The 19,455-nt window shown below is 67.1% G+C and carries 16 protein-coding genes; 7 read left to right on the plus strand and 9 right to left on the minus strand.

Features of this window, described 5'->3' with window-relative positions; genetic code table 11:
* Positions 1-61 precede the first annotated feature (61 nt).
* Positions 62-1,732, plus strand: coding sequence for a dolichyl-phosphate-mannose--protein mannosyltransferase (locus LOC59_RS11025; protein WP_442860587.1), 1,671 nt, complete (start codon positions 62-64; stop codon positions 1,730-1,732).
* A 39-nt stretch (positions 1,733-1,771) separates the two neighbouring features.
* Complete coding sequence (locus LOC59_RS11030; RefSeq protein WP_229971955.1) at positions 1,772-3,592, plus strand: AMP-dependent synthetase/ligase; 1,821 nt, start codon at positions 1,772-1,774, stop codon at positions 3,590-3,592.
* Positions 3,593-3,680: 88 nt separating this feature from the next.
* On the opposite strand, the gene LOC59_RS11035 is transcribed toward LOC59_RS11030, so the two are convergent.
* Both LOC59_RS11035 and LOC59_RS11040 read right to left on the minus strand, forming a co-directional pair.
* Positions 3,681-5,225 carry a DUF1461 domain-containing protein gene (locus LOC59_RS11035; RefSeq protein ID WP_229971957.1) on the minus strand — a complete coding sequence of 515 codons (1,545 nt, stop codon included), beginning with the start codon at positions 5,223-5,225 and terminating at the stop codon, positions 3,681-3,683.
* A gap of 128 nt (positions 5,226-5,353) precedes the next feature.
* Positions 5,354-6,349 (minus strand): stage II sporulation protein M, encoded by a 996-nt coding sequence (locus LOC59_RS11040; protein ID WP_229971959.1) that lies wholly within the window; start codon positions 6,347-6,349, stop codon positions 5,354-5,356.
* A 229-nt stretch (positions 6,350-6,578) separates the two neighbouring features.
* On the opposite strand from LOC59_RS11040, the gene LOC59_RS11045 reads away from it, so the two are divergent.
* Positions 6,579-7,385 carry an RDD family protein gene (locus LOC59_RS11045; RefSeq protein WP_227895120.1) on the plus strand — a complete coding sequence of 269 codons (807 nt, stop codon included), beginning with the start codon at positions 6,579-6,581 and terminating at the stop codon, positions 7,383-7,385.
* Positions 7,386-7,474: 89 nt separating this feature from the next.
* Here the strand turns inward: LOC59_RS11045 and ahcY are convergent, their stop codons facing one another.
* The 3 genes from ahcY to LOC59_RS11060 form a co-directional block, all read right to left on the minus strand.
* On the minus strand, positions 7,475-8,959 hold the full coding sequence (gene ahcY, locus LOC59_RS11050; protein ID WP_229971961.1) for an adenosylhomocysteinase: 1,485 nt from the start codon (positions 8,957-8,959) through the stop codon (positions 7,475-7,477).
* Positions 8,956-9,171, minus strand: coding sequence for a Trm112 family protein (locus LOC59_RS11055; RefSeq protein ID WP_227895123.1), 216 nt, complete (start codon positions 9,169-9,171; stop codon positions 8,956-8,958). Before LOC59_RS11055 ends, ahcY begins: the two co-directional genes overlap by 4 nt.
* A gap of 100 nt (positions 9,172-9,271) precedes the next feature.
* Positions 9,272-9,670, minus strand: coding sequence for a DUF3499 domain-containing protein (locus LOC59_RS11060; RefSeq protein WP_227916440.1), 399 nt, complete (start codon positions 9,668-9,670; stop codon positions 9,272-9,274).
* A 121-nt stretch (positions 9,671-9,791) separates the two neighbouring features.
* On the opposite strand from LOC59_RS11060, the gene LOC59_RS11065 reads away from it, so the two are divergent.
* Positions 9,792-10,298, plus strand: a complete 507-nt coding sequence (locus tag LOC59_RS11065; protein WP_227895126.1) for a metallopeptidase family protein — start codon at positions 9,792-9,794, stop codon at positions 10,296-10,298.
* 36 nt (positions 10,299-10,334) lie between these two features.
* Here the strand turns inward: LOC59_RS11065 and LOC59_RS11070 are convergent, their stop codons facing one another.
* From LOC59_RS11070 to LOC59_RS11080, 3 genes are read right to left on the minus strand one after another with little or no spacing between them, the layout of a single operon-like run.
* Positions 10,335-11,936, minus strand: coding sequence for a DUF5719 family protein (locus LOC59_RS11070; RefSeq protein WP_227916439.1), 1,602 nt, complete (start codon positions 11,934-11,936; stop codon positions 10,335-10,337).
* Complete coding sequence (locus LOC59_RS11075; RefSeq protein WP_229971963.1) at positions 11,936-15,451, minus strand: glycosyltransferase; 3,516 nt, start codon at positions 15,449-15,451, stop codon at positions 11,936-11,938. The genes LOC59_RS11070 and LOC59_RS11075 overlap by 1 nt, the downstream gene beginning before the upstream one ends.
* Before the next feature lie 29 nt (positions 15,452-15,480).
* Positions 15,481-16,029: a WhiB family transcriptional regulator gene (locus LOC59_RS11080; protein ID WP_229971964.1), complete on the minus strand. Its 549-nt coding sequence runs from the start codon at positions 16,027-16,029 to the stop codon at positions 15,481-15,483.
* Between the two features lie 268 nt (positions 16,030-16,297).
* Between LOC59_RS11080 and LOC59_RS11085 the strand changes: the two genes are divergently transcribed.
* On the plus strand, positions 16,298-17,017 hold the full coding sequence (locus LOC59_RS11085) for a TIGR03089 family protein (protein WP_227916437.1): 720 nt from the start codon (positions 16,298-16,300) through the stop codon (positions 17,015-17,017).
* On the opposite strand, the gene LOC59_RS11090 is transcribed toward LOC59_RS11085, so the two are convergent.
* The gene (locus LOC59_RS11090) at positions 16,995-17,579 is read right to left on the minus strand and encodes a GtrA family protein (protein ID WP_227916436.1); all 585 of its coding nucleotides are present in this window, start codon (positions 17,577-17,579) and stop codon (positions 16,995-16,997) included. The genes LOC59_RS11085 and LOC59_RS11090 overlap by 23 nt on opposite strands.
* Before the next feature lie 178 nt (positions 17,580-17,757).
* Between LOC59_RS11090 and LOC59_RS11095 the strand changes: the two genes are divergently transcribed.
* On the plus strand, positions 17,758-18,930 hold the full coding sequence (locus LOC59_RS11095) for a 5-(carboxyamino)imidazole ribonucleotide synthase (protein ID WP_227916435.1): 1,173 nt from the start codon (positions 17,758-17,760) through the stop codon (positions 18,928-18,930).
* Complete coding sequence (gene purE, locus LOC59_RS11100; protein ID WP_227916434.1) at positions 18,927-19,454, plus strand: 5-(carboxyamino)imidazole ribonucleotide mutase; 528 nt, start codon at positions 18,927-18,929, stop codon at positions 19,452-19,454. Before LOC59_RS11095 ends, purE begins: the two co-directional genes overlap by 4 nt.
* Position 19,455 lies beyond the last annotated feature (1 nt).

The following is a 19,455-nucleotide window of genomic DNA, read 5'->3' on the forward strand; positions in this document are numbered from 1 at the left end:
GGCACTCTCTGTGCCGGCGCCAACACTGCTGCCGGCAATATCGGGCTGCCGGGGTCCGTCCATGCTTGAGTCCACCCTCCAACCCTACGCGACACACTATAGAGTTGAGCGCGTGACCCTGCCCCTGACCCCCGCCCCGCCACGGGCTGAGGCAGCCCGGGTCCTGCCCCCGGGGAGTGCTTTCACACCGGAGGCCTTGCGCGAGAGGCTGCTGGGCGCGGCGCTCCCGTCCCGGCCCTGGATGTGGGCGGCCGCCCTGGGAGCGGCCCTGCTGGCCGGCGTGCTCCGCTTTGTCAGGCTGGGCGAAGTGGACACCCTGATCTTCGACGAAACCTACTACGTCAAAGATGCCTACTCCTATCTGGTCTCAGGCTATGAGCGTGCCTGGCCTGAGGACGCCAACGATTCCTTCACCTCCGGGAAGCCCGATGTCCTGCTTGAAGGTCCGGAATATGTAGTGCACCCGCCGGTTGGCAAGTGGATGATCGCCTTCGGCATGGCCCTTTTTGGGGCGGAGAGCAGTTTCGGCTGGCGCTTCTCCGCAGCCCTCACGGGCACCCTGACGGTGCTGCTGCTCGCCCTGATCGCCGGCAGGCTGTTCAAGTCCCCGCTGCTGGGCGCGGCAGCGGGTGTTCTCCTGGCCGTGGACGGCCACCATTTGGTCCATTCGCGGACCTCCCTGCTGGATGTTTTCCTCGCCTTCTGGGTCCTGGCCGCCTTCGGGGCGCTGCTCCTGGACCGTGACGACGGCCGCAGGCGCCTGGCCCGAAAACTCGGCGCACCGCCCGGAGCCTTTCCTTCGACGGCGTCACTGAGGACCGGTCCGTGGCTGCTGTGGCGTCCCTGGCGGCTCGCAGCAGCAGTGTGCCTGGGACTGGCAGTGGGCACCAAATGGTCTGCCCTGGGCTTCGTCGCCGTCTTCGGGGTGATGATCGTCCTCTGGGACATCTCTGCCAGGCGCGTCGCCGGCATCCGCTACTGGCCCGCAGGACTTGCGAAGGACGGTGTTCCGGCCTTCTTCACCGTCATTCCCGTGGCCCTGGCCACCTACACGGCGACCTGGACCGGATGGCTCCTCTCTTCGGATGCCTACGGCAGGCGGTGGGCCGAAACGAATCCGTCGGCGGCCTTCGGCTGGCTTCCCGACTCCATCCGCTCCCTCGCGGAGTACCACCGAAGCGCCGTCACCTTCCATAACGGCCTCAGCTCAGAGCACCCGTACGAGGCCAGTGCCTGGTCCTGGCTGTTCCTGGGCCGGCCGACCTCGTTCTTCTACGAGACACCTGCACCCGAGAGCCCCGGCTGCGGCTTCGAAAGCTGTGCCTCAGCGATCTCGTCAGTGGGCAACCCGCTGATCTGGTGGGCCGCCCTGCTCAGCCTGGGAGTGGCCCTGGCATACTGGATCGGCAGGCGGGACTGGAGGGCAGGCGCCATGCTCGCCGGAATTGCCGGCGGCTACCTGCCCTGGTTCGCTTTTCCGGACCGGACCATGTTTTACTTCTACGCCGTCGCTTTCGAGCCGTTCCTCATTCTTGCCCTGACTTTCACGCTTGGGCTGGTGCTTGGCCGGCCGGCTGACACGGCCCTGCGGCGCCGGCGAGGTGCGGTCATCGCAGCATGTTTCGTGGCTGCTGCTATTCTCGTCTCTGCGTTTTTTTATCCGGTCTGGACGGCCGAGAACATCCCTTACTCCGATTGGCGGCTCCGAATCTGGATGCCGAGCTGGATCTAGGTCTCACCGCAATTGTGCTTGCACAGAAAGGGAGTCGCAGTGCGCGAATCCTCCACCGACTTGTTCGTCGAGCTCCCGGACGACTCCAACATCACTGATCTCCTGCTGGCGACAGTCTCCCGGGCTCCCGAACGTCCCCTGTACGCCCGCAAGAAGGAATCCGGCTGGCAGGACGTCAGCGGTGCCTCGTTCCTCGCCCAGGTCACAGCCGTCGCCAAGGGGCTCATGTCCCAGGGCGTGCAGCCCGGAGACGCCGTAGCGGTCATGTCCGGAACCCGCTACGAATGGACGGTCGCTGACCTGGCGATCTGGTTCGCGGGAGCCGTGACGGTCCCCGTCTATGAAACGTCCTCCCCCAGCCAGGTCCAGTGGATCCTGCAGGACTCCGGTGCCCGCCTCGCGTTTGCCGGAGATGAAAACAAAGCACGCATTATTGCCTCCGGTGCGGCGGCGGCCGGACTGGACGTCCAGGTCTGGAAACTTACCGACGACGACGGCACGGACACGCTGTCCGGGCTCGCTTCCCTGGGCTCGGGTGTGCAGGACGCCGAACTGGAAGCTGTCCGTTCCTCCCGCGGCCTGGCCGACGCCGCCTCCCTGGTCTACACCTCGGGCACCACCGGGCGTCCCAAGGGCTGCGAAATCACCCACGGCAATTTCGCCCTGTTTGCCGTCAACGTCATCGAACTGCTTCCGGAGATGCTCAAGCAGCCCGGCGCCCGGACGCTGATGTTCCTTCCGCTGGCGCACGTGCTGGCCCGTGCCGTCCAGGTCGGCTGCCTCGCCGCCGGAGTGACGCTGGGCCACAGTGCCACTGCCGCCGAACTGGTCGACGATATGCAGTCCCTTAAGCCCACGTTCCTGCTTGCAGTTCCCCGTATCTTCGAAAAGATCTATGCCGGCGCAGAGGCAAAGGCCCAGGCGGCAGGCAAAGGCCGGCTGTTCGAAACTGCGGCGGCCACCGCCGTCGCCTATTCCGAGGCTGCGGACCGCGCGGCCCGGGGCGGCAAAGGACCATCCCCGGCGCTGCGGACCAGGCATGCCCTGTTTGACCGCCTCCTCTATCCGAAGGTCCGCAACGCCTTCGGCGGCCAGCTCAAGATCGCCATTTCCGGCGCCAGCCCGCTGAGCCCCCAGCTGTGCCACTTTTTCCGCGGTGCCGGGATCACGGTGCTGGAGGGGTACGGGCTGACCGAGACCACAGCGCCGGCGTCGGTCAATACGGTTCCGCTGACCAGGGTTGGCTCCGTGGGGCTGCCCATGCCGGGAAACGCGGTCCGGATTGCCGGCGACGGTGAGGTACTGGTCCGCGGCGTGGGCGTTTTCAACGGCTATCACCGCAATCCTGAGGCCACGGCCGAGGCATTCAGCGACGGCTGGTTCCATACCGGCGACATCGGTTCCCTGGACGAGGACGGTTTCCTCTCCATCACCGGACGAAAAAAGGACCTTCTGGTGACGGCGGGCGGCAAGAACGTTGCCCCGGGGCCGCTGGAGGAAAAGATCCGCGAGCACCGGCTGGTTTCGCAGGTCGTGGTGGTCGGGGAAGGCCGGCCGTTCGTTGGCGCACTCATTACCCTCGACGACGAAGCGCTCCACGCGTGGGCCGCGGAAAACGGCCTCGGGCTGAACAGCCTGCAGGCCGCGGAGCATCCCCAGGTCCTGGCACAGGTCCAGTTGGCGGTGGACGCCGCGAACTCCAGCGTTTCCCGCGCCGAACAGATCCGCCGCTTCACCGTTTTGCCCCGGGATTTCTCCCTGGACACCGGCCATGTCACCGCCACGCTGAAACTGCGGCGCCAGGCTGTCATTCAGGACTTCTCCGCCGAGGTGGAGAAGATGTACGCCAAGCAGCCTTAGCCCTGGTTCCGCAACGAGAAGGGCCCGCCCCCGGAGTCTGAACTGCTCAGTTCCGGGGACGGGCCTTCTGCGTTGCGGTCCGGCGCGCCTAGAGTGCCTCGAGGGAGTCGAGGTAGCGCTGCCGTGCCTCGTCGCGGGCAGCACGTGAACGTTCACGCCGCCGCTTGGTGGGCCAGGTAAAGACCATCACGAGAATGCAGGCCAGCAGGACTATTGCGGCAACGGTGCCTCCCGCGTCCATCCAGAACTGCGAGGGGAAGAGCCGGATCAAGGTGTCGTCCATCCGGAAGGTCCAGTTGCCCTGTGAGAAGAAAATGTTGTGCACCAAGGTGAAGAACTCTTCCCAGGCCACCACGGCGGCTGCCAGCAGCGCTGCAATCACGGCAAGCGTCACCACGGCTCCGGCAAACAGTGCGCGCCTGATCCCCCCGGGGCACCGGCGGGCCAGGTAGACGGCTCCCGCAATGCTCAGGAGCGCCATGCCGGCCGCGGTGAGGAAGGCCACCATCAGGACCGCCTTGACGTCGGCCATGTGGGACACTTCCGTGGCGAGGTACAGGGGTTCTCCCCGAGGCGTCACCAGCTCTCCCAGGTAGCGCGGGGAGGAAAAGTTCAACAGGTAGTCCACCGCGTAGGAGCCGTAGGTCATCCGGTCCTCGGTGGTAAACCCGAAGCTGTCGGCCGGGAAGCCCGGCCGGTGGTACTCGACCCAGAGAAAGACGGGCGTGGCGACGGCCCGGATTGCGGCGGCAAGCAGCATCACCGGGAAGAAAGCCGCGATGGCGACCTGGATGATGCGCGCCAGCACAGGCTTCGCGGCAGCAGCACGCTCACGCTCGGTGTGGCGGCGGCGGGCCTCTTCCTCCGAAATGCCCGGAACATCGGCTGGCTGATCCTGCGCTGCGGGGCCCGTGGAAACGGGTTCCCCGTCCGCCGGCCCGTACCAGGGGCCGCCCTCTGCTTCGGTATCCTGCGGGCGGTTCCGGACCGGGCCGGAGGCAGCCTCCGCATCGGGAAGGCCGGACCCCTGTTCCGCCGGGTCTGCCGTGCCCTCGCCGGTGGATGCCTGCTCGTAACGGCTGAGGTTGGGCATGGTGCTCGCAGCCCGCATGGGCAGCTTGCTGCGCTGGGCCACCGAAGGATGACCGCCGGGAACCTCGTCCCGGGCGGCCGGCGCAGCCGCGGTGACGGGTTCAGCCGGCGCCGGTGACGCCGGCTGCCCGGACTCGTCCGAGCCTGGCGCCGGGGTGGAAGCTGGGGTTGGAGCCCGGCCAGCTTCTTCAGCCGGGGCTGCGGCTTCAGGCGGAGTTGCGGATTCAGCCGGGGTTGGGGCTGCAGCCGGGGTTGGAGCTTCAGCGGGATCCGCGGCAGGAGTCCTGCCGTCCGCGTCCTGACTGCCTCTGGAACTCTCCGCTCCCGTCAGCCCGGCAAATTCCGCGTCCCACGCATCGTGCTCGGCAGGCACATAATCCGCTGCACGCCGGCGCTCAGCGGTACCCTCGGCGTGGCTGCCGCTGACGATCGTCTCGCTCGCGTCGCTGGGGCCGGCGTCGTTCCCGTTAGTGGGCGCACCTAAGGGTGCGCGTTCCGTCGTGGGGTCTTGGTCCTGGCTTGCCACTGCTTCGTCTCTCATCCCAATCCTGTATGAAGTCACCGGTGGTGGGGGCTCCGGCTTCGTCCTCTTTAGACCCTACCGGGGACGGCACCCGGTTTACGGGTGCCACCCCGAACCATGCCGGGTCACTGGACCGGCTGCCGGTTTCAGGCGGCCCGGACCGATGCTTCCCCTGCATCGCGTGCCAGCAGGTCGCCCCGGTAACCTGCCTGGCAGGCACGTTTGCCCAGGATGAGGGTGTAGGCCCAGTAGGCAGCGAAAACGGCTGCACCAATGCCGATCCGCAGCCAGGCGGGCAGGCCGCTGGGCGTGACGAACCCTTCCACGAGTCCGGAAATGAACAGGACCACTACCAGGCCCAGCGCCACGGTCATCAGCGAACGGCCTTCCTGGGCCAGCGCCGTCATCCGGGTCCTGGGTCCCGGCGAGACCAGCGCCCAGAAGATCTGGAGACCCGCTGCCGCTGCCACGAAGATGGCCGTCAGTTCCATAAACCCGTGGGGAAGGATGTAGGTAAAGAACACGTCGAGCTGTCCAAAGGAGGCCATCATCCCGCCGGCCGTCCCCACCCCGATGGCGTTTTGGTACAGGATGTACGGTCCCCAGATTCCGGTAACGCCGAAAGCAACGGCCTGCAGCGCAATCCAGGCGTTGTTGGTCCAGACCATGCCGGCGAAGGATGCAGCGGGATTCTCCGAGTAATAGTTCACGAAGTCCGACTCCACGTACCGGCGCAGCTCGGCATCGGTGCCCATCGCCGCCAGCACGCCCGGGGTGTTCACTACCCAGGCTCCCGCCAGCCACGCCACTGCCGTGAACAGCACTCCGACGGCGACCGTGAGCCAGCGGACCCGGTAGAACGCGGCGGGCAGGGAGTAGACGAAGAACCCGGCGAGGTCTTCGAAGAAGTTGGAACGGGCACCGGTAAACCGTGTCCGGGCCCGTGAGAGCCGCATGGACAGGGAAGCAGAAAGTGCGCCTTCGGGGGCGACGGAACGGATGACGGACAGATGCGTCGACGCGCGCTGGTAGAGCTGCAGCAGTTCATCCGCTTCGGCTCCGGTCAACCGGCGGCGGGAGGTCAGTTCGTCAAGCCGCTCCCAGTCATCCCGGTGCACTGCGGCGAAGGCATCCATATCCACCTCTTCACCCTAGCGCTACGCCCGGCCGCCCGGCCTCCGCGCCGCGGCAGGACCCGCCGCGGCAGGACCGGGCGGAGGGACGCAGCAGGACCGGGCGGAGGGACGCGGCAGGACCGGGCACCGGGACCTTCCGCAGAATGCCCGGGAGAGTCGGTAAAGTAGGTCCGGACCAAGCAGCCGGCAGCGCCGGGCGCAGTCCCGGATGGAGCGAACCGAACGTGAGGCAGGCATGAGCACGGTAGTGACCGGTGAGGCCGTAGTCCTTGAGCTCCGCCCCGCCTCGTTCGCAGCCCGGGCGCTGGGCACCATCATCGACGTCACCGCGCAGCTGCTGCTGCTGGTGCTTCTGTTTTTCCTGGTCGGAAACGCGCTGGACGGAACACTGGATGACGCCCTGACCCGCACCCTCCTGCTGGTCTCCGTTGTGCTCATCTTCCTGATCCTGCCCGTCACCGTTGAGACGCTATCGCGTGGCAAGTCCCTGGGAAAGCTGATCATGGGCCTGCGGATCGTGCGTGATGACGGCGGCGCGGTGCGGTTCCGCCAGGCCTTTACCCGCGGCATCCTCGCGGTGCTGGAAATCTACATGCTTGCGGGATCCCTGGCCTTCGTGACAGCCGTTTTCAACGAAAAGTCAAAGCGGCTCGGCGACATGCTTGCCGGAACTTACGCGTTGCGCGAGAGGGTCAAGGCAGAAATCCCGCCCGTCGTGGTGATGCCCCCGGAACTGGCGCCGTGGGCACAGCTGGCGGACATTGGCCGGCTGCCTGATCCCCTCTCCCGCAGGGTGTCCCGCTTCCTCGCACAGTCGCTGCGGATGACTCCCCATGCCCGCGCTTCCCTCGGTGAATCACTGGCAACCGAGGTATCTGCCTACGTCTCTCCCCCGCCCCCGGCGGGCACGCTGCCGGAAAACTATCTGCGCGCTGTGATGGTGCAGCGCCGCGAACGTGACTTCGCACGGCTAAGCGCGCAGCGCGAACGGACCGGCACGCTGGGCTCCCGGCTGCACCGGCTGCCGTTCGAAGACCGGTAGTACCCGGGCAGACAAAACGCCGGAGGCGCCGCGGAAAACCGCAGCGCCTCCAATAATGTGTTTGCCTTCGGACCGTAGCGGTCCGTTAGTTAGTAGCGGTAGTGATCCGGCTTGTAGGGTCCGGCTACGTCCACGCCAAGGTACTCTGCCTGGCTCTTGGAAAGCTCACTCAGTTCCACGCCCAGGGCATCAAGGTGCAGGCGGGCGACCTTCTCGTCCAGGATCTTGGGCAGCACATACACCTGGTTGGCGTACTCCGGGGTTCCGTCTTCCTTTGCCTGGCCGAACTTGGTGAACAGTTCAATCTGCGCGATGGTCTGGTTCGCGAAAGAGTTGGACATCACGAAGGACGGGTGCCCGGTGGCGTTGCCCAGGTTCAGCAGGCGTCCCTCGGAGAGCACGATGATGCTCCGCTGGGTGTCAGTGCCCTCGTCGAAGATCCATTCGTGGACCTGCGGCTTGATTTCGACCTTGCGGATGCCGGGGACCCGGGCCAGGCCGGCCATGTCGATTTCGTTGTCGAAGTGGCCAACGTTGCCCACGATCGCCTGGTGCTTCATCTGCGCCATGTGGGAGGCCATGATGATGTCCTTGTTGCCCGTGGTGGTGATGAAAATGTCCCCCTGGCCCACCACGGACTCCAGGCGTGCCACCTGGTACCCGTCCATGGCTGCCTGGAGTGCGCAGATCGGGTCGATTTCCGTAACAATCACGCGGGCGCCCTGGCCGCGCAGCGCTTCTGCGGCACCCTTGCCGACGTCGCCGTAGCCGCAGACGACGGCGACCTTGCCGCCGATCAGTGTGTCGGTGGCACGGTTCAGGCCGTCCGGGAGTGAGTGGCGGATGCCGTACTTGTTGTCGAACTTGGACTTGGTGACCGAGTCATTGACGTTGATGGCCGGGAAAAGAAGCTGGCCGTCAGCGGCCAGCTGGTAGAGCCGCAGCACGCCGGTCGTGGTTTCTTCGGTGACGCCGCGGATGCCCTTGGCGATTTCCGTCCACTTTCCGGGAGCCTCGGCCAGGGACCGGCGGAGGGTGTCCAGGATGACGGTGTACTCGTAGGAGTAGTCAGGGTCGTCTTCGGCCGGGTTGGCAGGCACAGCACCCGCAGCTTCGAACTCGACGCCTTTGTGGAGCAGGAGGGTGGCGTCGCCGCCGTCGTCCAGGATCATGTTCGGGCCGCCGGAACCTTCCGGCCAGGTGAGGATCTGCTCGGCCGTCCACCAATAGTCCTCGAGGGTTTCGTTCTTCCAGGCGAAGACGGGCACGCCCTGCGGGTCCTCGGGCGTGCCGTTGCCAACGACGACGGCTGCGGCTGCTTCGTCCTGGGTGGAAAAGATGTTGCAGGAGGCCCAGCGGACCTCGGCGCCGAGCGCCGTCAGGGTCTCGATCAGGACGGCCGTCTGAACGGTCATGTGCAGGGAACCGGCAATGCGGGCCCCTGCGAGCGGCTGGCTGGGTCCGAACTCGCGCCGCAGCGCCATCAGGCCGGGCATCTCGTGCTCGGCCAGGCGGATCTGGTGGCGGCCCGCTTCAGCGAGGGACAGGTCGGCGACCTTGTAATCGATGCTCACGGGTGCAGCTCCTCAGTTCCGGTGGTGTTGTCAGCGGAGGCTTTCGCAGCGTGGGGCAGCAGGACGGGAATGCCCTCCTCGATGCCGTAGCGCACGGGTTTGCCGTCGGGTCCGGGAGCGGTGGACACCAGCTCGTCACCGGAGCGCTGCAGGGGGGAATGGGTCTGCGGGCACCGCAGGACATTCAGGAGGTCGGCGGTCAGGTTAGCCATGAATACAGCACTTCCTTGCGAAACGGTTGGTTGCACCGGCCGCGTAACGTCACCGGCAGATGGGTCCCAGCCTATCGCGTGAAGGTTCCCGAAACCGAAGTCAGCTCTGTTCGGTGACTTGTTCGCGCAGCACACGCAGGTGGGAACGGCGTGTTCCCAGCTCTGCCGGGGGTTCAAGCGCGTGTTTTCCACTGCGCCTGGTCTGTTCGGGCTCAGGAGCCGGTTCTTCGGCTTCCGCCTCGCGCACGGCATCCACCAGCGCGGAAAGCTCATCCGGGCCGGGGGTGCGGGGCTGGCTGCCGTATTCCAGCCGGAGTACTTCCCATCCCCGGGGCGCGGTAAGCCGCTGTGCATGCAGCTCGCACAGGTCATAGCAGTGGGGTTCGGCATACGTTGCCAACGGACCCAGTACGGCCGTCGAATCGGCGTACACGTACGTCAATGTTGCGACGGCGGCCTGCCGGCACGCTGATCGTGAACAAAGACGTAAGGATCCCACGGAGGAATACTCTACCCCGGCAGGACCTGCGCGGGCGCAGCCACGCCGCGGCGGGCAGGCACTTTCCCTCCCCGCCGGACAGTCTCTCCCCCGGCGCGGTGCGCCGGGCTAGAGTGGTTCCATGCCTGAAGGATCGTCCTGCCGGATACGGCTGGAGAGCGGATCCGGTGCTGGGTCTCCGGATCCGGTTTATCCGCGCCCGTTCCGCAGCCGCCGCCGCAACCGCCATGGACGCGGCCTGCGCGGCGAGCTCCTGCCCGCCCACCTGGCGGGTTCGCGCACCCGCGCGGAACGCTTTGACGAGTGGGTGATGGAATCTGCACAGCGCCTTGAGCGGCTGTGGGGCGAGGACATCCAGTCCTACCAGTTCGTGGTCCAGGAAATACCGGAGGGGCTTGAAGAACTGCTCCGCCGGGGCGGCTCCATTCCGCTGGCGGCAGCTGCCCCCGGAAACGGTCCCAAGCCGCCCGTGATCACCATCTACCGCCGGCCGGTCGAGTCGACTGCGCGCGGGCTGGTACCGGTCAGCGAACTGATCCACGACGTCGTGGTGGAACAGCTCGCGTCGCTGATGAACATGGACCCGGAAACCATCGATCCGACCTACGGCCGTTTCCGGCCGCTCTAGGCGGCCCGAACAGGCAGCGGTTCCCAGTACCGGAGACTAGTACCCGAGGCCAACCTGCGCGGTCCGGCTGCCGGCGCTTCCGGCAGGCAGCGGCAGGACGGAGATGCCGGGACCTTCGCCGGTAACCAGCTGGGCTCCGTAGACTGCCTCGCCCACGGCACTGACCAGCACACCGGAGAGCTCTCCGGAACCGATGTCCTTTGCTGTGAGGCTCAGCGTGCGTCCTGCCGGAACGGCCACCGCTTTTTCCTGCTGGAGCACCCCGTCTTTTCCGACCGCCCGCACCCGGATTTCGGCGGGTCCGTCCGGAGCGGTGAAGACCAGTGCCGAGCCGCCGCCGGGAGCGGCGACGACCAGGTGTTCGCTTCCCAGCCGTGTGTCCGCCGGAGCGACAGCCAGGTCAATGCGTTCGTCCGGCTCGGTGCCGCGGCTGAAGACCGCTGCGGCGGCAACTGCCACATCGGCGGTCAGATCCAGCGAGTACGTTCCCGCGGGCAGGTCTGCCAGCGGGATCCGGCCTGCCGTTCCGGCCGGCACGCTGAAGACGCCCCCGCCCGGGATCTGCACTTCGCCCTTCGGTCCAAAGACCCGCAAATGGACCGCGGCGTCCGTGGTTCCCGGGACGGCCACAGTCAGGAACGGCCGTACTGACCCGTGCCCGTCCTGTTCCGCCAGCTCCTTGATGGTGTCCGGGGACTGGAGATCGACGCCGGTGATGACCTGCCGCGGCGCCGGCGCCGCGGTGGGCTCGATAATCTCCACGCCGCCGGGCGTCAGTCCGCGCAGGATGCTCTGTTCGACAACGGCGGTCACCGGGCCGCCCGAGCTGCGGACGCGGACAGCGAGGGACTCCTCGTTGGCAGCGAAGCCGGCCAGCACAAGGGAGCGGCTTTCACCGGGCGCGACGACGATGCCGCGGCTGCCGGCGGCTTCGATCCGGCCTTTGGCGCCATGCAGCTCCAGGTCGACCGTGGAGGGTGTCACCGACGGATTGGTCAGGCGCAGGACTGCGGTTGCACCGACGGTTGTGCGGGCTCCGACCAGCCACATGTCATTTTCCGCCACTTGGCAGTTGGCTGCCGCCAGGCCGGCCAGGTCGCCGTCGTTCGCCGTGTACCCGAGTACGGCGTTTGCCGCGGCCTGCTCCTTGCCGCTGGGTTCTGCCTTCAGCACCGTGGCTTCGGCGGCCGGCGCGTTGGAGATGACTCCGCCAAACCGTGAACCGGTCAGCGGAACCTCGCTTCCGGCGTCGATCCCGGCCACTCGTTCGCCCTCAGCCAGCGTGCCCAGCTGCGCTGCCGGCAGCGTCGACCCGGTTCCTCCCAGGACGACGGCGTTGACCGTTGTGGTTGCCGACTCCGACACCGGGTTGTAGTCCGCATCGGTGCCGCCGGCGTTGCCCGCCAGGAGGCGCAGCGGTTCGGGGCAGACGGCAGTCAGCGCTCCGGCCGGAACTTCCGTGGCCGGCGGCTGCACCGTCAGGCTTGATCCCGGCGGCGCGGCTATCGCTGCAGCGGTCACCAGTGCACCGGCAGCTCCCAGCAGGACGACGCCGGAAACGACGGTGTAGGCCGTGGTGCGGCGGGCCTGTCGGCGGCTGCGTGCTGCGGACCGCGAGGCTTCTCCGGAGATCGGCATCAGCGGACTCCTTCTGTGGAACTCTTCGATGGGGCGCTCTCGGAAGCCTTGTCCGGACTGTCCGTCCTGGACTGCGCGGCAGGCTGCTTCGGCTTTTCGGGCCGGAGCCTGCGAACCCGGCTGCGTTTCTTCTCCGGTCTCGGCTTGGCCACGCTGCGGCGGCCGGGCTGGCCCGGCGGTACGGGTTCGCCGGCAGTGCCGGGTTCATCCGCCGAAGCACCGGTGTCCTCCGCCTCCGCGTTGTTGTGGCTGCTTGGCACCCGCACAGGTCCTTGCTTGCCGGGCAGCCGCACCACCCCGGACCGCGCCGGGGTGGGGACGGCCAGGAGCAGAGTCAGGCCGAAGACGGCGATCTGGAGGATCTCCGTCCAGGGTTCCCAGGCGCTGCGGTAATCAACGCTGAGCCTGCCGCCGTCCGCGGGAAGCATGAAGGCCTGTGCCCACGAGTTGGTGGAAGCCGTCAGATTCCGGCCGTCAAGGTTTGCGTGCCATCCGGGATCAGCGCGTTCAGCCAGGACAAGCATCCGGCCCTCATCCCCTGCCGGAATGTCCGTGCTGACCGCAGCCGGCCCCGAGGGGACCAATGCGACCGTCCGGCCGGAGGCATCCAGGATGCGGGCCCTGGCTGTCTGTCCGGCTGCAGCCTCGGTTCCTTCGGCGTCCAGTGCTCCCGTCACGCGCCATAGCCAGCCGGAGTCCGTTTCCCCTACAGCAGTCAGGCCGGGAACGGCGTCCATGCGGTCCGCCAGGAGTTGGGCCGCAGTATCGGAGGTCTGCAGGACGATGAAACCGACGCCCAGCCGGGCCAGCTCAGGCCTGGGATCCACGCCAGTGCCGGCCGTAATGACGGCGACAGCCCTGCGGAGCTCCGAGGTCGCCTCGTCGTCGGCCGCCAGCGACTCGCGCCCGGGCTCACCTTGGACTCCCCTTGCCGCATAGGCAGCGTTCAATCCGTCCAGGGTGCTCCCCCCGGAGCGCATGAGTGTTGCCGTGACGTCACCGCCCTCCCCGGTTCTCAGCACCAGCGAGCGGGTTTGGTCGGGGCTGTTGCCGCGGTCGGCAGCGGTGGCGGGAAGGGTCCGCGGTTCGGTCGCCCGGATGGCCGGCCTGGTGCCGGGCTGGGCTCCGCCGGTCCCGGCATCCGCGGCGGTTCCCGTTGTCTGCGGGATAACCCAGGCGGCAAGGCTTGCCGCCGGTCCGGCAGCGAGGAGCACGCCGGCGGCGACTGCCAGGGCAGTGACGGGCCGGCTCACGCTCCCGCTCGGGGACGTGCGTGCAGCAAGCAAGGCGTCCATGGCCACCAGCGCGGCGCAGAGCTGCGCGAAGAGGGCTGCCGAAATGAGCGGGGCGGGATAGGGCGTCACCAGCGCAGTGGCGGAGCTGCCCGTGGCAAGGTAGGCGCTGGCTCCGGCCAGGGCCAGGGCCGCGAGGCTGAGCACCCAGGCCAGGCGTACGACGCCGGTGCGGTGCCTGGTGAACAGGCCCGCCGCGGCGACTATGATCACCGGCGCACCGATGATCAGCGCCAGGACCAGGGCCCATGGCCCCGGAGGAAGGAAGTCCAGTGCGGGCACGGGATCCGCCGCGTCGAACGCGGCCGGGTAGCCCAGTACCTGCTGCCACAGGGCCGCAGGCGTGAAAGCCAGCGGAACACCGGGATCAGCGGCGGCAGCGCGCAGGTTTCCTGCCGCAGAAAGCACGACCGGAAGCAGCAGCGCAGCCGGCGGCAGCAGCGACCACCACAGGGTGCGCGCCCGGGACCGCAGGCGCACCGAAAGAATCAGCACGGTCAGTGCGCCGAGAACCAGGAGCAGCGGAGCGCTGGCCGTCAGCACGGCAAGGAGAAGCCCTGCGGCGGCAGCGGCTGTCCAGGACGGAGTTCCATGGACACCCGGTTTGCGCGGCGAAGCACCCTCGTGGGCCATGGTCGGCTCGCTCGTGCCCGCGCCGACCGCCCGGGCCATGGCCAGGACCGTCACCGGAAGCACAATGTGGGCGATCACGGACCCGAGGCGGCCTTCACCCAGCGCAGCCTGCAGCGCAGGCACTGTCCCCCAGAACAACGCAGCCCAGAACCGCAGTCCGCTGCGGCGGGTCAGGACACCGGATGCGAACCACGCGCTGAGCCCGGCAAGGGGCATCGCCAGGAAGACCAGCACCACCACGGCAGCGTTGGGATTTCCCAGTCCGGCCGCGCCCAGGAGCCACAGCACGTAGTCGAAGGGATCACCGTGACCGGGATAGCCCGCACCAACTTCGGCCCACCAGCCGCTGGCGTTGGTCCAGATTCCGCCCAGTGTTCCCGAGAGCGGGAGCAGCGCACCGCCGGTGAGCGCCGGCGCCCCCAGGAACCGGTACAGCCCGGCCATGGAAAGGGCGCCGAGCAGGACGACGGCGGCAAGTGCCCCGGCACCAACCCAGCTGCGTCCGGCGGCGAGGGATGTGAAGTCATCGTGCGCATCGCCGCTCGGTTCGTACGTTTCCGTGGGGGTGCGGTGCAGGGAATTGGCCTTGGCGGCTGCATCGGCCTCATGGACTGACCGGCGGTGCTCCCGGACTTCCCGGGGCCCGGTAACCAGGGCGCGGACCGCACTCCGGGGCCGTTTCCGCGTTGCAGCGGCTTTCCGCCGTCCCCGGTACAGGTCGACGGGGCGCAGGACGCCGGCAATGCTGGAGAGCAGGGAATTGGCGGCGTAGCCGGGATCCTTGGCGAGCATGCCGAGGAAGAACCTTCCAAAGCCGCCCAGGACAGCTCCCACTGCCAGGAAGGGGATCTGCCATCCCGGTGCATGCTTGAGGCGCAGGTAAATTTCCGCCTTGCGCGCAGCGCGGGCGGTGGCAGCAGTGTTGGGCCGGTTTCCGGCATGCCGGACCCTTGCCGACGGGACGACCACCACGCGGTTGCCGGCAAGCCGGTTCCGCCAGCAGAGATCAATGTCGTCGCCGGTTCCCGGCAGTCCTGGATCGAAGCCGCCCAGCGCGTCCCAGACATCGCGGCGGATCAGCATTCCGGCGGAGTTCACGGCGAAGATGTCGCTGCGCGAGTCGTACTGGCCCTGGTCCAGCTCGTCGACATCCACCATGGTCACGCGCTCAGCCCAGCGGCTGACGGAAACGCCAACGTCGATGAGTTTGCGGGGATTCTCCCAGTCAACCTGCTTGGTGCCCGCAATCGTCACCGATGGGGCCAGCTCGACGGCACGGAGGAGTTCCGCGAGGGCCGTGGCATCGGGGGCGGAGTCATCATGCAGGAGCCAGAGCCACTCCACGCTGTCATCGGCCGGGCCGGAGCGGGCGGGCAGCTGGGCCAGCCCCGTCTTGACCGCGGCACCGAATCCGGCACGCGCAGGCGCGCCCGTGACTGGGCTCCCTACGGGAAGCCCCAGCTGGAGCAGGGAGGCCGATGCGTCAGTGGACCCGACGTCGACACCAATACAGGCATCTGCCGGCCGGGTCTGGGCCTTGAGGGCGGAAAGAGTTTCGGGGAGGTACTCGGCTCCGTTGTGGGCAACCACAACGGCGCATACTCGGACGTGCGAAAGAATTAGACTGCCTGCTTTCGAAGGCGCCGGCGTTCCCGCTCGGACAAACCGCCCCAAATTCCAAAGCGCTCGTCATTGGAGAGTGCGTATTCCAGGCACTGGGAACGGACGTTGCATGCGGCGCAGACTTTTTTGGCATCGCGGGTGGAACCGCCCTTTTCAGGGAAGAACGCTTCCGGGTCCGTCTGGGCGCACAGCGCATCAGCCTGCCAGCCCAGGTCGCCTTCGTCGGCGTAGGAATCCCCAAAGCCGGGAAGCCCAATCCAGATCTTGCGTTCCTCGGTCTCTGCCGGTGCCGGGAAAAGCGAGATGGGCGGATCAAGGAGATCAGCGGGATCGGGCGCTTCCTCTCCCCCGGCCAAAGCCTCGTGGGCGGCGAGGAAGGCCGTTGCGGCGTCCTCAAGGCTGGCAGCACCTTCCCGGTAGCGGTCGGCTGCTTCCGGATCCGCGGGGTCGACATACCAGTCGACGGGTACGCCCCGAGAGCCGTAGCTGGCCGAAGCCTGCGCGGCGATGTCCGTCCGGTCCTGCATTTTGTCTGCTTGCCCCATGGAGTCCTCCCGGTGTAAATGCCCCAGCAGCGGATATCTGGATTCACACAGGCGACAATCAGCCTGCTGTGAACGCATGTCGGTCATGGTTTGCTGGAACAAATCCGTTCCCTAATTACACGCGTGTAATACGTCCCCGTCAAGCTGTTTCGGCATCCTATAGAGTCGGAGGCGTCCGGCGTCGGCGCGCCACGCCGTAAATTTGCGCAGGACTGTCCCTCTGAAGTCCGCCGGAATCCACCAGCACGCCTCACCGAAAGCCAAAGCCATGACGGAAAACCCGGTCCCATCCATACTGTCCACGCTCCGGACTGAGCAGGCTACCTCACCTGCGCTGATCTGGTACGGACCTAACCACGAACGGATTGAGCTCTCCGGGAAGGTCCTGGACAACTGGGTTGCCAAGACCTCGAACTTCCTGGTGGAGGAACTGGACGCTGAACCGGGGACCACTGTCCAGCTTGAACTGCCCGTGCATTGGAAGACCCTTGTATGGGCTCTCTCCGCCTGGCAGACCGGCTGCTCAATTGCCCTATCGGCAGTCGACGGTGCACAGGTAAGGGTTACGTCGGAGGAACCTGCTTCGCGTTCGGCAGGCGAAGTTGTGGTTGCGGCGGCTCTCCCGGCCCTGGCCATGTCCTGGCCGGGGCAGCTCCCGGCCGGAACGGTCGATTACGCGGCCGAAGTCCGCGCCTACGCTGACACTTACGCCGGTGAGGAATACCGGGACTCCCCCGCGGTGGCTGTGGCTGCCGGGGCCGAACCGGGCACGGCGTTCACTGATCTTTTGGCCCGGCATGCCCCCGAGGGTGCCGGCTCCGGCCACCAGGTGCTCCTGGCTCCCGCAGAAGCCGGCATGTCCGGCGTCCTGGCTGCCGCGCTGGGCGTGTGGGCCTCGGGAGGCACCCTGGTGCTGCTGGGCGAGGGGGTGCAGTCCACTGAACGCCTGATGGCCGCTGAAAGGGTTACTGCTCGGCTTGGGGCTTGAGCGGCTTGCCCGGCTCTGCGACTGACTGGGAGCGCGGCCTGGCCTGCTCCGGTACCGACTCGGCGGGCTGCCGCTCCGGATGGAGGGTCAGCTCCATGGCGTCCTCCACCGCTTTGTCCGCCGGGACGGCGTTGAAGACCCAGTAGCGGTAGGCCAGGAACCTGACGATTGTCGCTACGCCGATTCCGACAACGCCGGCCATGAACAGGGTTCCGTTGTCCGTGATGCCCATCGGGTAGCGGGCAATCCAGGTGAACCCGGTGGAAATAAAGATGCCCACACCGTTGATCAGGATGAATTGGGTGAACTCCTTCGCCACATTCGTCTGCCGGCGGTGGCGGAAGGTCCACCAGCGGTTCGCCACCCAGGAAAAGAGGGTCGCGATAGTGGCACCGGCGAACCGCGCCTTGGCGGGACTGCCTTCCATGATGGAGTGCATGAAGAACCACGTCAGGCCGTTATCGACCACGAACGCGACCGCGCCCACGGTGCCGAATTTCGCCACTTCACGCCAGAAGGCGGACGCGAGCGACCTGAGCCAGGAAATAAAACGTGTGATCATGACCCTCCGCGGCCAGTAGTGCCCGAAGAATGATTCCTGTCCGGGCGGGGCTATCCCCGTGCGCTGGCACGGCGGAAAGACCATAGTTTACCCGCTGATGATGGGAACTGGCCGGGAGGGGTGCCCGGAACCGCTGACACGGAGCGGGAATGGGCCCCGCTTTCGGTAACCTGTAGAGGTGAGATTTCCAATAATCGGCGTTGTCGGCGGCGGCCAGCTAGCCCGGATGATGGCCCCGGCGGCCACTGAGCTCGGGTTTGAACTGCGTGTCCTGGCCGAAGCACCAGACGTTTCCGCTGTTCCCGCAGTCTCCCGCTCCGTCGTCGGCGACTACACCGACTACGCCCAGCTGCTCGAGTTCGCCAAGGACGTCGACGTCCTGACGTTTGACCACGAGCACGTTCCCGGAGAGCACCTGCGGGCGCTGCTGGCGGAGGGCGTCAACGTCCAGCCCGGCCCTGACGCCCTGCTCCATGCCCAGGACAAACTGGTGATGCGTGCTGCAGTGGACCGGCTGGGCCTGCCCAACCCGCGCTGGGCCGCCGTATCAAGCGTCGCGGACCTGGTTGACTTCGGTAAGGCCGCTGGCTGGCCCGTAGTACTGAAGACCCCGCGCGGCGGTTATGACGGCAAGGGCGTCCGGATCATCGACGATGCCGCGGCAGCCGCCGAAGCCGCAGACTGGTTCACCGGCCCGCCCCTGCTGGCTGAAGAGAAGGTCCCGTTCACCCGCGAGCTGTCCGCCCTGATCGCCCGCACACCGGGCGGCCAAAGTGCTGCCTGGCCCGTGGTGCATTCCATCCAGGTAGACGGCGTCTGCGACGAGGTCATTGCACCGGCTCAGGACCTGGATCCGGACACTGCAGCTGCAGCGGCCGCCGCAGCGCTGCGGATCGCGGACGAACTTGGTGTCACCGGCGTGATGGCAGCAGAACTGTTTGAAACGCCCGGCCGCGGCGTCGGGTTCCTGTTCAATGAACTGGCGATGCGGCCGCATAACTCCGGCCACTGGACTATGGACGGATCCGTCACGGGCCAGTTCGAACAGCATCTGCGCGCAGTCCTTGACCTCCCGCTGGGCAGCACCGGGCTCCTTGGCGAAGTCGTGGTCATGAAGAACTTCCTGGGCGGAGACAACCCGGATCTGTTCAAGGGCACGCGGGCAGCGATGGCCGCCGTTCCTGCCGCGAAGGTCCATAATTACGGGAAGTCCGTCCGTCCCGGCCGGAAGATCGGACACGTCAACGTGGTCGGCGCGGAGGTCTCGGATCTTCCATCCGTGCGCAGCAGCGCAGAACTGGCAGCCGCCATTATCCGGGACGGCCGGGAACCTATCGAGGAGAAGGCATGAGCACCGCCAAAACGCCGCTGGTCGGCCTGGTCATGGGGTCTGATTCAGACTGGCCGGTCATGGACGCTGCCGCAGCGGCACTGGCGGAATTCGGCATTCCGTATGAGGCCGACGTCGTCTCCGCGCACCGGATGCCGGAGGAAATGATCGCGTACGGCAAGGAAGCACACCGCCGCGGCCTGCGCGTGATCATCGCAGGTGCCGGCGGCGCCGCCCACCTGCCCGGAATGCTTGCTGCCGTGACGCCGCTGCCCGTCATCGGCGTCCCCGTTCCGCTCAAATACCTCGACGGCATGGACTCCCTGCTGTCCATCGTCCAGATGCCCGCGGGCGTCCCGGTAGCCACCGTGTCGATCGGCGGGGCCCGCAACGCAGGGCTTCTGGCCGTCCGCATACTGGCGGCGGGTACCGATCCCCTGGCCGCAAGGTTGCAGGAGCAGCTGATCGATTTCGCCGGCGAGCTTCGCCAGGCCGCGATGGCCAAGGGTGCCCGCCTGCGGACCTCTGTCCCGGAAAACGCGTAGG

Source organism: Arthrobacter sp. zg-Y916 (assembly GCF_020907385.1).
Taxonomy (GTDB): Bacteria; Actinomycetota; Actinomycetes; order Actinomycetales; family Micrococcaceae; genus Arthrobacter_B; species Arthrobacter_B caoxuetaonis.

Excerpts from the sequence above, each read along its gene's own strand:
- LOC59_RS11090 (WP_227916436.1), bottom strand. The coding sequence starts at position 17,579 with ATGATCACACGTTTTATTTCCTGGCTCAGGTCGCTCGCGTCCGCCTTC.
- LOC59_RS11055 (WP_227895123.1), bottom strand. The coding sequence starts at position 9,171 with ATGGCTAACCTGACCGCCGACCTCCTGAATGTCCTGCGGTGCCCGCAG.
- LOC59_RS11025 (WP_442860587.1), top strand. The coding sequence starts at position 62 with ATGCTTGAGTCCACCCTCCAACCCTACGCGACACACTATAGAGTTGAG.
- LOC59_RS11070 (WP_227916439.1), bottom strand. The coding sequence starts at position 11,936 with ATGCCGATCTCCGGAGAAGCCTCGCGGTCCGCAGCACGCAGCCGCCGA.
- LOC59_RS11080 (WP_229971964.1), bottom strand. The coding sequence starts at position 16,029 with ATGGGGCAAGCAGACAAAATGCAGGACCGGACGGACATCGCCGCGCAG.
- LOC59_RS11045 (WP_227895120.1), top strand. The coding sequence starts at position 6,579 with ATGAGCACGGTAGTGACCGGTGAGGCCGTAGTCCTTGAGCTCCGCCCC.
- LOC59_RS11065 (WP_227895126.1), top strand. The coding sequence starts at position 9,792 with ATGCCTGAAGGATCGTCCTGCCGGATACGGCTGGAGAGCGGATCCGGT.
- purE (WP_227916434.1), top strand. The coding sequence starts at position 18,927 with ATGAGCACCGCCAAAACGCCGCTGGTCGGCCTGGTCATGGGGTCTGAT.
- LOC59_RS11035 (WP_229971957.1), bottom strand. The coding sequence starts at position 5,225 with ATGAGAGACGAAGCAGTGGCAAGCCAGGACCAAGACCCCACGACGGAA.
- LOC59_RS11085 (WP_227916437.1), top strand. The coding sequence starts at position 16,298 with ATGACGGAAAACCCGGTCCCATCCATACTGTCCACGCTCCGGACTGAG.